General features: G+C 43.3%; 7 protein-coding genes and 1 rRNA gene (1 of these 8 only partly in view). 7 read left to right on the top strand and 1 reads right to left on the bottom strand.

The window, feature by feature from the left end; all coding sequences use genetic code 11:
- Positions 1-142 precede the first annotated feature (142 nt).
- Positions 143-358, top strand: a complete 216-nt coding sequence (locus tag MFF31_RS06000; RefSeq protein WP_238187160.1) for a hypothetical protein — start codon at positions 143-145, stop codon at positions 356-358.
- Between the two features lie 187 nt (positions 359-545).
- Here MFF31_RS06000 and MFF31_RS05995 read toward each other — a convergent pair whose 3' ends face one another.
- Entirely contained in the window at positions 546-1,514 is a 969-nt protein-coding gene (locus MFF31_RS05995; RefSeq protein ID WP_238187159.1) for a sugar phosphate isomerase/epimerase family protein, read from the bottom strand.
- Between the two features lie 271 nt (positions 1,515-1,785).
- Between MFF31_RS05995 and MFF31_RS05990 the strand changes: the two genes are divergently transcribed.
- The 6 genes from MFF31_RS05990 to MFF31_RS05965 all read left to right on the top strand — a co-directional run.
- Positions 1,786-4,317 carry a U32 family peptidase gene (locus MFF31_RS05990; protein ID WP_238187158.1) on the top strand — a complete coding sequence of 844 codons (2,532 nt, stop codon included), beginning with the start codon at positions 1,786-1,788 and terminating at the stop codon, positions 4,315-4,317.
- 262 nt (positions 4,318-4,579) lie between these two features.
- The gene (locus MFF31_RS05985) at positions 4,580-6,064 is read left to right on the top strand and encodes a carboxypeptidase-like regulatory domain-containing protein (protein WP_238187157.1); all 1,485 of its coding nucleotides are present in this window, start codon (positions 4,580-4,582) and stop codon (positions 6,062-6,064) included.
- A 147-nt stretch (positions 6,065-6,211) separates the two neighbouring features.
- Positions 6,212-6,910 (top strand): heptaprenylglyceryl phosphate synthase, encoded by a 699-nt coding sequence (gene pcrB / locus MFF31_RS05980; RefSeq protein WP_238187156.1) that lies wholly within the window; start codon positions 6,212-6,214, stop codon positions 6,908-6,910.
- Between the two features lie 225 nt (positions 6,911-7,135).
- Entirely contained in the window at positions 7,136-9,502 is a 2,367-nt protein-coding gene (pcrA, locus tag MFF31_RS05975; protein ID WP_238187155.1) for a DNA helicase PcrA, read from the top strand.
- Positions 9,503-9,575: 73 nt separating this feature from the next.
- Positions 9,576-11,570, top strand: coding sequence for an NAD-dependent DNA ligase LigA (gene ligA / locus MFF31_RS05970; protein ID WP_238188502.1), 1,995 nt, complete (start codon positions 9,576-9,578; stop codon positions 11,568-11,570).
- A 433-nt stretch (positions 11,571-12,003) separates the two neighbouring features.
- A 16S ribosomal RNA gene (locus MFF31_RS05965) occupies positions 12,004-12,124 on the top strand; it runs 1,469 nt beyond the window's last position.

Genomic DNA, 12,124 nt, shown 5'->3' with positions numbered 1-12,124 from the left:
CGATTTTTGGACAGGATAGCGTCAAAGAATTAGAAAATCGTGACAAACTTGTTACGAATTCAGATTGACACTTGCATCAGAAGCGTCTAGAAGCTAACATAGATTAATATTAGGTTACGTGTGATTATGAGGAGGTCCCCTTATGTTTTTGGCAGAAGAAGCAGCTAAAGCTGCAAGCGTAATAGATCCATTCGATTGGTTTATGCTTGCCTTTACTGTTATTATTGCAATCGGGTTTGTTCGGCTGATAACAGCGCGTCCGAGAAAAAATGTATTTGCAATTGGATTTACAGCGGTATCTCTTGGATTGTTCTTATTCATCGACTACGTGATGATCTTCAAAGTATGGTTGGCTTAAGCCAATCGTATTACAATCATCCGTCCCATTCGTAACGGAAGCCACTTATGGAACAACGCATGTTTACGGACAATTATGCTGGAAACGAAAAAGTGTTGGCGCAGGACTTTATTCCTGTACCAACACTTTTTGCGTGTGATTAACTTCTATTTTCATTCATCCCATTAAATAAGAATTACGTTAAAGATTAAACCCACCACATGTCACCGATCGGTTCGCGGATCAATACTTGTTGAAGGTTTTGAACAGCTTTGGTGAAGCCTTCGTTAACGGACATTAGGCCATCTTCGTGTTCGATGCTAATGACATGGTCATAGCCTACAAGACGAAGAGCGCTAATCATATCAGCCCAAACTTTAAGGTCATGACCATAGCCAACGGTACGGAACTGCCATGCGCGATCGAGCATCTTAGAGTAAGACTGCATGTCAGTTACGCCATGATAGTTCACATTGATTGCATCAATCGTTGTGTCCTTGGCGTGGAAGTGATGGATAGCACCTGCACGACCGAGAATATGAATAGCTTGAACAGGATCAATACCTTGCCACCACATATGGCTTGGGTCGAGGTTAGCACCAATTGCAGTTCCAGCTGCTTCACGCAGTCGAAGCAGCGTCGCAGGACTATGAACGGAGAAGCCGCCATGTAGCTCTAGTCCGATTTTCACGCCATTGCTTTCAGCAATGTTTCCGATCTCAGACCAATATGGAATAATTTTTTTCTCCCATTGCCAAGTCAAAATTTCTTGGAATTCGTTAGGCCATGGTGCGATAGGCCAGTTTGGATATTTTGCATCTTCATGATCCCCTGGGCAGCCAGAGAAAGTATTTATAACGCTAACTTCGAGACGGTTCGCAAGCTCAATCGTTTTGCGAATAAGCTCGTCATGCTCAGTAGCAATCGCCTTCTGTGGATGAAGTGGATTCCCGTGACAGCTAAGAGCACTTATCATTAGTCCGCGTGATTCAACCGCTTGTTTGAACGCTTTTAGCTTGCCAGCATCAGCAAGTAGAGTATCAGGATCACAATGGGCATTGCCCGGATATCCACCTGTTCCAATTTCAATAGCATCAAGTCCTTTGGATGCGATGTAGTCAAGAGCTTCCTCAAACGGTTTACCCGAGAACAATACGCTGAATACGCCTAATTTCATAATTATTATAACCTCCCGAAAGAAATGTTTGGATTGTATCTACTGTCGAGGATAGTATATCACTTTCATTTCAAAAACAAATGCTTCTAACCCTCATTTGCCAAAATCGCATAATAAGTAGGCTAAAGTGAAAGAGGTTGATAAACTGGTAGCAATGTGTGGTGGAATCATCCGCCCCTCTTTGTTAAACTAGATAGAGCAAAAACGATTAATGATCGTAATTAGAAACGGCGCAAGGGATGATACTCTAGCGATGAGAGGAATTAAATAGATGAATACAACTGCTTTAACAAGATCGGATATAGAATTACTGGCTCCAGCAGGTGACTGGGAGTGTATGAAAGCAGCAGTGGCTAATGGTGCTGATGCTATTTTCTTCGGTGTTGAGAAGTTTAATGCACGTGCGCGTGCAAATAACTTCCGCAGTGAAGAATTGCCGGAAATTATGGCGTTTCTTCATACTTATGGGGTTAAAGGTTTTTTGACCTTTAACATTCTTGTATTTGAAGATGAGCTTAGAGATGCACAGAAGCTAATTGAAATGTGTATCGACGCTGGTGTTGATGCTGTTATCGTGCAAGATCTTGGATTGGTTAAGCTCATCCGTGAGTTGTCTCCAGATTTCCCGATACATGGTTCTACTCAGATGACGATTACCTCACCTGAGGCAGTGGAATTTACGAAACCATATGATCTTGAACGTGTTGTTCTTGGTCGTGAAAATAACTTAAAACAAATTCGCACAATTGGTGAGCAAGCTAAACTTCCGATGGAAGTGTTTGTCCATGGAGCACTTTGTGTATCCTATTCGGGTCAATGTTTAACTTCTGAGATGTGGGGCGGACGCTCAGCCAATCGTGGTGAATGCGCTCAAGCGTGCAGACTTCCTTATGATTTGATGGTTGATGGCGAGCACAAGCCGATGGGTGATATTTCTTATTTGCTTTCTCCAAAAGATCTAGCAGCTATTGATCTCGTACCAGAGCTGATTGAGGCGGGCGTAACTTCATTTAAAATTGAGGGACGTCTTAAAACTCCAGAGTATGTAGCGAACGTTGTAAGTAAGTATCGCCGTGAAATCGATAAATATTTTGACGGGGATCGCTCCAAGCCATCTAAAGAGGAAGTTCGTGAGTTGCAACAAAGCTTCTCGCGCGGTTTTACACATGGATTCCTTGATGGCATTAACAATAAGCAGTTGGTGGATGGAACATTCCCGAAAAGTCGGGGTGTCTATCTTGGCAAAGTAGAGCGTATTATGCGTGATGCAGTAACGTTGCGTCTTGATGCACCGGTTAAGCGTGGGGACGGAATCGTATTTGACGCAGGTGACCCGACAAAGAAAGAAGAAGGCGGCCGTATTTACGATCTGCGTCGTCAAGGCATTAAGATGGAAGGTGAGGCGCAAGAGGGCACTCTTGTTGAGCTCGTTCCAGGACGTAATGATGTTGATCTTCGTAAAGTTAATGTTGGTGATCGGATTTGGAAAACGAATGACCCAGCATTAGATAGACAACTTAGAGCGACCTACGAAACAGAGAAGCCATATCGTGTATTCCCATTGCAAATCCGTGTAACGGGTGCTCTAGGAGAACCGCTCCGTACATGGTGGACGGATATACAGAAGGGCACAACAGTAGAAGTTGTCTCAGAACTGCCTCTTGAACAAGCTCAGAAACGTCCAATGGATGCAGCGCTATTAGAAGATCAACTAGGCAGACTCGGCGGAACAGTATTCCAACTGGACAAGCTTGAAGTATTCCTGCAAGGTGATCTAATAGTACCTATCCGCGAATTGAATCGTATCCGTCGTGAGGCGGTGGAATTGCTAGCGGGAGAACGTCCCAAGCCTCCTGTTTATATTAAACACAAAGTGGATGCATTTGCAGATGCGCAGCAGAACGGTAAAATTGACTCCATCACATACAGTGGCAAGGATGCTAAATTAACTGCATTATGCCGTAGCTTAAGTCAAGTTGAAGCAGCGATAGCAGCAGATGTTTCTTATATATATGCTGATTTCGAATTTATTAAGCAATTCCCTGCGGCAGTAGATGCGGCAAAGAAAGCTGGCAAGCCAATCGCACTTGCTACGCCACGAATTCATATGCCAGGGGAAAATGGTTACCATGCGAACATATTGAAACTTCAGCCGGATGCAGTGCTTATTCGTAATACGGGAGCACTTTATTACTACTTGCGTGCTCGTACAGCGAACCCAGGCAAGCCGTTCCCTAAGTTAATTGGTGATTTTTCACTTAACGTAGCTAACCATAAAGCAGTTAATCTGTTTTCAGAAGTTGGTCTAGATCTGATCACACCATCCTATGATCTTAATATTAGTCAAATGGTTGATCTGCTCGAAAGCTCTGATACTTCGAAGCTAGAGATGGTTATTCATCAGCATTTGCCGATGTTCCATACGGAGCATTGCGTATACTGTACATTCATGAGTGAAGGAACAGACTTTACGAACTGTGGTCGTCCTTGTGAAGAGCAACGTGCATCGTTGCAGGATAGAATCGGAATGTCCCATCCTGTTCGTGTAGATGAAGGCTGCCGTAATACGGTGTATAATGCGGTTGAGCAATCAGGAGCGGAATATATCCGCAACTTTGTAGAAATGGGCGTTTCACACTTCCGTGTTGAATTCCTCGAGGAAACAGCAGAAAAAGTAACTGAAGTTCTTTCCCTCTATAGAGATGCACTAGATGGTCGTATTACTGGTACGCAGGTATGGCGCAGCTTGAAAGCGACGAACCAGCTCGGTGTTACACGTGGACAATTAGTTAATAAAAAATAATAAAAACCGTCTTTCTCATTTTCAAAGTGAGGAAGACGGTTTTTTTTGTTTATAGCATAAATAGTTAATAATATAATGGATATTGCAACCATTTGTATAGTTCCAAGCATCTATATCAGTAGAGTCTTATTGTAGATGAACAAATGAAAGAAGGTGATTATGTTGAAAGCAGAGCTTGCGAAGGTTGAGGAGTAAGAAGCTAATTTATGTTGTTGCTATATCTTTTATCGATCACAGCTGGTGGAAGGAGAGGCTCGTAATAATGAAAATTAAAGTTGGAGTAATCGCTGTTTTCGTCATCATGTTAGCAATTGGCGGTTGGGTCGGTTTCAAGTCGCTTCCGTCCATGTTGTATAACGGCGGACAATTTAATACTTTATTAAAATGGTTCCCTAATGATGATCAAACTTCACTAGTATTGATGGAAAAGCTTAACGATATTATACCTCCCGAAGTTAGCTGGGGAGATAATAACATATTTATAATGTCGCAAGGGGGCTGGTCGTCAAGCGGGAGCGGCTTAACTACGAAAGAGCAACGTTCAGAAGCCCGATCTAAGTTGGAGCAATTAATTGCAGAGCACCCGACCATACCATTTACAAATACGTTAAGGCTCGAAGTGGCTAAGCTCTATATGTGGGACCAAGAGTGGGATAATGCACAACAATTTCTTCATGACATAGAAGGTAGCCCAAATGAATTTTTTCGGAGAGATGAGCTACATAACTATTTGGAAATATTAGAATCTAGACAAGTTGATCCCGAAGTGACTCCTTCTCTGAAAGGAAACGTGAAGATTGGTGATGAGCCAGCTGATAATATATTTGTCGTACTGCAACGTTCCAATAATAATAGCTGGCATTCACCTCCCTATGGGCATTATCCGATTGCAATAACTGATAAAGAGGGGAACTATCAGTTTAGCGGGATCGGGCCAGGTCAATATGTAGTTGGAGTTGGTGCACGACCTGAGGGGATAGATGGTTACTATTTGACGGAAAATAAAATTAAGACGGTAGAAATCAGCCAAGAGCAAACGGGGGAATATAATTTTCAATTCGTTCCACAAATTCGCACTACTTCCCCTGTTAATCAAGAGACAATACAAGGCGATGAGCTAAAGTTCCAATGGGAACCGTATGAAGGTGCAGATTACTATCAAGTAATGTTCACATCCACTTTAACATCCAAGGATGCCTCTGATAAGTCTACATCAGCAAGCACTAGGAGCATATCAGAAGAGAAATTCCGCGATACTATTGCCACTTTTTCAATTGAAGAGTTGAGGAATCAATCCGAGGAAGTTATCAAAAATACAGATCGAGCCCGCAACGTTATATTGTGGCCGAACAGTATATTAGGTACCGTTTACCCAGGAGGGAACTTTAAATGGTCAGTTGACGCATATGCCGAGGATGGGCGCAAGCTTTCCAGCTCTGCGGGACACTTTATAGGTTCTAATAATAAACTGCCTCTCTTTAGTCTTCCGGAAGATGGAATGTTGGAAGGCGACAAACTTGTCCTTGAGCATAGATATGCTGAGGCAATTGAAGCCTACAAGAGGGCTGGCGATGACAATTATGCACTCCGTAAGTTAGCAAGATTAGTAGCAAACGGTATTAAGGTGGACGATGAAGGGGAACCAGCCGAGGCATTGACCTATTTAAAACGAATCAAAGCACCAAATAAATTTGATAAATCATATATGCTTAAGCTGGAGGAGCGACTTAAGAAGTCCGAGAAATAGAGAAGAGCTCTATCCCTATTTTCACAAAATGGTGGTTTGACACGTCGCATAGCCTGCCTTAGCATAGAGATATACAGATTCGCATTCTAATTTAATGCGGATGCCTAATGTCATATTCTATCAGGCAAAAGTGAGGCGTGAACATAGATGAATAACGTATGGTTTTCAGAGTGGAGACATGTATTTAAGCTCGACCCAGATAAGGAAATATCCGATGAAATGCTGGATGCATTATGTACATCAGGAACGGATGCAATTATAGTAGGCGGTTCGAGTGGAATAACATTTGAAAATACAGTTGACCTCATGTCCCGCATTCGTAGGTATGAGCTGGATTGTGCACTAGAAGTTACAACGATGGAAGGTGCAGTACCTGGCTTTGACGGTTACTTTGTTCCGCTTGTTCTTAACACGGATCGAGCAGAATGGATTATCGGAAGACAGATCGAGGGATTGCGTGAGTTTGGTTCATTCGTACCTTGGGAAGAAACGGCTGCACAAGGGTATATTATATTAAACGAAGAGGCTACAGCAGCAAAAGTCACGGAAGCGAAGGCGGCATTAGACGAAGCGGAACTGATCTCCTATATCCAAATGGCGGATCGACTGATGAGATTACCTGTTATCTATATAGAATACAGCGGCCGGTTCGGAGATATGAACTTACTAAAACGCGCTCGTGATACGGTTGAGCATGCGCAATTGTTCTATGGCGGCGGAATTGATACGGCTGACCGAGCAAGAGAGGCAGCAGCATTAGCACATACGATAGTGGTAGGCAATGTCATTTATACGGACTTTGCTGCGGCGATATCGACTGTTGATGCAGTACGACAAACGAAGTAAATAATATCATCCACACTTAAGCTTCGTCATTATAAGTAGAAATTTTATTTGTGTGCAATTGAATAGAGAAAAGAAGATAATGGCAGCACCCCGCAGCATAGCTGAAGGGGTGTTGTTTGCATCTTATGCGCAGACGGGTATTTTCGTTGAGGTAAATTGACACAGTGGCAGGTCGTTGTCTAAACTGTGAATAGGCGAACAAATGGCGAACAAAGGAGTCTAATTATGTTCAATCGTATCAGTATCGATGAAGCGGTGCAGAAGCTCAATCCGCCGCAACGCGAAGCCGTTCAAGCGACGGACGGACCGCTTTTAATTATGGCTGGAGCGGGCAGTGGTAAGACGCGTGTGTTAACCCATCGCATAGCTTACATTATAGAGAAGAAGCGGGTGGCGCCTTGGAGTATTCTGGCCATTACGTTTACGAATAAAGCATCACGAGAAATGCAGGATCGAGTTAGCGCCCTGGTAGGACCTACAGGCAGAGATATTTGGGTATCGACATTCCACTCCATGTGTGTGCGTATTTTGCGCAAGGATATAGATCGAATTGGATTTAATTCAAGCTTTTCCATTCTGGATTCTTCCGATCAACTATCCGTTGTTCGTAATTGTATGAAGGATCTTAACATTGATACGAAGAAAATCGAACCAAAAGCTGTGCAAGCTTCCATTAGCGGAGCTAAGAACGAATTAATTACAACTCAGCGGTATGAAGAAAAAGCTGGCAGCGATTATTTTGAAAGCTTAGTAGCTAAAGTTTATACGATGTATCAGAAGCGTCTGAAGAGCAACAACTCACTTGATTTTGATGATTTAATCATGATGACAATTAAGCTGTTTAAGGAAGTTCCTGAGGTGCTTGATTTCTACCAGAACAAGTTCCGCTACATTCATGTCGATGAGTATCAGGATACTAACCGTGCACAATACATGCTTTGCCGCATGCTCGCAGATAAACACCATAACATATGTGTAGTTGGTGACAGTGATCAATCGATCTATCGTTGGCGCGGGGCGGATATTACGAACATAATGAATTTTGAAAGTGATTATCCTGAGGCTAGAACGATTATGCTGGAGCAAAATTATCGTTCAACTGCTAATATTCTCGATGCGGCTAATGCAGTTATTACACGCAATACAGGACGCAAACCGAAGAAACTATGGACTGATCAGGGACCCGGCGATCTTATTTCGTTCTATCAAGCTGATTCAGAACATGATGAAGGATACTTCGTCACTGGCGAAATTCGCAAAAATGTAAACAAAGGCCGTCGCTTCTCCGACCACGCAATTCTATATAGAACGAATGCACAGTCTCGTGTAATCGAGGAAATATTAATCAAATCAGATATTCCTTATCAAATTGTTGGCGGCATTAAATTCTACGATCGGAAAGAAATTAAGGATCTATTAGGTTATTTGAAGCTAATTTCTAACCCTGACGATGATATAAGCTTAACGCGCATAATTAATGTGCCTAAGCGTGGTATTGGGGACACAACTGTGGGCAAGCTTGAAGATGAGGCAGCTCGTAGAGGAACTTCCGTATATCGCGTGTTAGCAGATCTCGGTGAAGTTGAAGTAAATGGTCGTACGAGAACGTTGCTAAAAGAGTTCTATGAGCTCATCTACAACTTAACAGCTATGGTCGATTATTTGACAGTTACTGAACTGACAGAGAAAGTGCTTGAGCTTTCGCAATATCGAGTCGAGCTTCAGAGAGAAAACACGTTAGAGTCCAAAGCACGAATAGAAAATATAGATGAGTTTTTGTCAGTAACGATTGATTTCGAACAACGTAATGAGGATCGGTCACTCGTCGCCTTTTTGACTGATTTAGCTCTAATTGCGGATATTGATTCCATGAATAAGGACGAAGAGGAAAAAGATAAAGCTAGCGATGCTGTTGTGCTTATGACGATGCATAGCGCCAAAGGTCTTGAGTTTCCGATCGTTTTCATTATAGGTATGGAGGAATCCGTGTTCCCTCATAGCCGTGCTTTAAATGATAATGAGGAACTTGAAGAGGAACGTCGTCTTGCATATGTCGGAATAACTCGTGCAGAGAAGCGATTGTATCTGACGTGTGCAAGGATGCGAACGTTGTTTGGTCGTACAGGCATGAATATGCCTTCACGTTTCCTTGAAGAAATTCCGGAGATTGTTCGAGAAGCAGTTTCACCAGGAGGGACAATTGGCGGATCTGGTCGCTCTGGTGGACGTAACTTTTCGAGTGGTTCATCTTCATCCAGCAATGGGACTCGTTCTTCAGGATTTGGAGCGGGTAGCAACAGATCTGCTCCAAGTCGAACAGGTGGAGGCGTGCGGGTGAGTACACCGCTTGATGCAGCAAGAACTGCACAAGGTGTAGTTACCACTGGAGGAGTTGGCGCAGTTGGTGGTGCCTCGGCATCTGGGAGCAGCAGCTATGCTGCGGGGGATCGTGTTTCTCATGGCAAATGGGGTGAAGGTGTCGTTGTTTCAGTTAAAGGAACGGGTAATGACATGGAACTGCAAATCGCATTCCCTGCACCAGTCGGAATTAAACGATTGTTAGCTGGTTTTGCTCCTATAACAAAGCTTTAACATAGAACTAATCGATTAACAATATAAATACCATTTTAGGGGAGGTGTACTCGTGGGTAGCCAGTTAGAACGAATGAAAGAGCTTATCGCTCTTATTACTGAACATAATTATTACTATTACACGATGGATAAGCCAAGCATTAACGATGCCGATTACGACAAGCTTTATGACGAGTTGACGGCACTGGAGGCTGCAACTGGAATAACAGATCCGGATTCTCCGACACTTCGTGTAGGTGGCGAGTTGCTAAAAGGGTTTGAGCCTCATCGTCATCGCGCTCGTCTGTGGAGCTTGGACAAAGCACAGAACAATGAGGATTTATTAGCTTGGAACGCTAGAGTCATTAAAGCTATTGCAGATTATAACGCCAAAAATCCTGATAAAGAGCCACTACCACAGCCAAGTTATGTGATCGAATTAAAATTCGATGGACTAACGCTTAACTTGACCTATGAAAATGGTGAGCTCATTCAAGCGTCCACGCGAGGGAATGGAACGGTTGGAGAGGGAATTTTGCCTCAAGTCCGTACAATTCGCTCACTCCCGCTAACTATACCGTTTACAGAGGGCATCATTGAAGTTCAGGGAGAAGGAATTATGGGACTCTCTACACTGGCGAAGTACAATGAAACTGCGGCGGAACCGCTAAAGAACGCTCGAAACGCAGCAGCAGGCGCCCTGCGCAACCTAAATCCTCAAACAACTGCTGAACGGAAACTAGATGCTTTTATTTACAACATCGGCTTTGCAGAAGGTGTGTCTTTCAATACGCATAGCGAGATGCAACAGTTTTTGAAGGACAACCGATTCAAAGTTAATCCATACGTAAAGTATTTGGCTACTATGGAAGAGATTCAAAGTGAATTAGCGGACATTGCAACTAAACGTGAATCGTTCGATTTCCTAATTGACGGAGCAGTAGTGAAACTTACAGATATGCGGACTAGAGAAGCGTTAGGTTATACGGATAAGTTTCCAAGGTGGGCAGTTGCCTTTAAGTTCGAAGCAGAGGAAACGACAACCGTGTTAGAGTCTGTATCATGGGAAGTAGGCCGTACAGGTAAAATAACTCCGGTCGCTCGTGTTGAGGCGGTTGAGTTGGCCGGTGTGACGGTACAAAACTGTACGCTGAATAATATAGGGGATATTGAACGAAAAAACTTAAAGCACGCACTTGGCACATTGGTTACCATACGAAGATCTAATGATGTCATTCCAGAAATATTGGGCAAAGCGGATGAGGAGCCGGGGCAAGAAATCATTTTCCCAGAACAGTGCCCTTCTTGTGGTACAGAGTTAGAGCAGCGAGGAGCTCACTTGTTCTGTAATAACAAGCTAGGCTGCCGTCCGCAAATCATTGCCCGAATTACACATTTCGCATCCCGTGATGCTATGGATATCGAGTCGTTTAGTATAATGACTGCGGAACAGCTTTACTCGGATTGTGAACTGCGTGATCCAGCCGATCTATATGCACTAGTGTTTGATGACTTAATCAAGCTTGATCGATTCGGCGAGAAGAAAGCACAGAAACTATTAGATTCGCTCGAAAAGTCCAAGGAACGTGACTTGGCTGCATTCCTATTCGCATTAGGCATACCTAATACAGGTAAAGCAACGACAAAAATGCTAGCAGATCATTATCGTGATCTTGAGGCAGTTATGGGAGCAACTGCAGAAGAGTTAATTATCCTGCCGGATGTTGGGGGTATTGTTGCAGAGAGTATTGTTGGCTTCTTCTCGGACCCTATAATAGTAGAGAGCATTTCACGTATGCGCGGGTATGGGGTAAAAGCGGAAGCGGAACAACTGCCTGTAATAAGACAGGATAGTATCTTTAGTGGCAAGACTGTCGTGTTAACTGGTACGCTGCCAACTATGACGAGAGATGAAGCTGCGCGCAGGCTTGAAGCTTGTGGGGCGAAGATCTCAGGTAGTGTTTCCAAAAAGACGGATTTCGTTGTAGCTGGTGACAGCGCTGGAAGTAAGCTGACGAAAGCCCGTGATCTAGGGGTTACTGTTATTGATGATGAAGAAGAGCTTATTCGATTACTTGGCGAAGAGTAATAGGATGCTAGCTTTTAAATGGTGAGGGTTTGTTGTGAGTGGGAGCCGAACTAAAGCGATACGCTGGTTCGGCTCTTTTCTATATAGAGACAGAATAACGTGGAGTATAAGAGTGATGGAGGGACGGATATTTAATTGTAAAAAACTACAAGTTGCATTATGTGATTCCGCATGGTATATTATTTCTTGTGCTTCTGAGACACACGTTAAGCAAACGAATTACATAAAAAAATGTGAAACGAACGCTTGACACGAAGAAGAGAAGCTGGTAACATATGATCTTGTCACCAACGAAACATGTGACAAACAAGTTCTTTGAAAACTGAACAAATGGATCACGTCGAATCCAAACAAAATTTTTAAATCGATGATCTTCAACTGGCTTTGCCAAGATGATCATTTAGCTAGTTAAGTAATGAGCAAGTCAAACACCAATTTGGAGAGTTTGATCCTGGCTCAGGACGAACGCTGGCGGCGTGCCTAATACATGCAAGTCGAGCGGACTTGATGAAGTGCTTGCACTTCTGATAGTTAGCGGCGGACGGGTGAGTAAC

Origin of the sequence: Paenibacillus sp. L3-i20, from assembly GCF_022180385.2 — a bacterium.
In the GTDB taxonomy this organism is placed as follows: Bacteria; Bacillota; Bacilli; order Paenibacillales; family Paenibacillaceae; genus Pristimantibacillus.
Note: the sequence above shows the minus strand (reverse complement) of the source record. Positions and strands in the feature narration are given on the sequence as shown.

What these genes read in the sequence shown, in the direction of transcription:
- MFF31_RS05985 (WP_238187157.1), top strand. Translation starts at nt 4,580, where the DNA reads ATGAAAATTAAAGTTGGAGTAATCGCTGTTTTCGTCATCATGTTAGCA.
- ligA (WP_238188502.1), top strand. Translation starts at nt 9,576, where the DNA reads ATGAAAGAGCTTATCGCTCTTATTACTGAACATAATTATTACTATTAC.
- MFF31_RS06000 (WP_238187160.1), top strand. Translation starts at nt 143, where the DNA reads ATGTTTTTGGCAGAAGAAGCAGCTAAAGCTGCAAGCGTAATAGATCCA.
- MFF31_RS05995 (WP_238187159.1), bottom strand. Translation starts at nt 1,514, where the DNA reads ATGAAATTAGGCGTATTCAGCGTATTGTTCTCGGGTAAACCGTTTGAG.
- pcrB (WP_238187156.1), top strand. Translation starts at nt 6,212, where the DNA reads ATGAATAACGTATGGTTTTCAGAGTGGAGACATGTATTTAAGCTCGAC.
- pcrA (WP_238187155.1), top strand. Translation starts at nt 7,136, where the DNA reads ATGTTCAATCGTATCAGTATCGATGAAGCGGTGCAGAAGCTCAATCCG.
- MFF31_RS05990 (WP_238187158.1), top strand. Translation starts at nt 1,786, where the DNA reads ATGAATACAACTGCTTTAACAAGATCGGATATAGAATTACTGGCTCCA.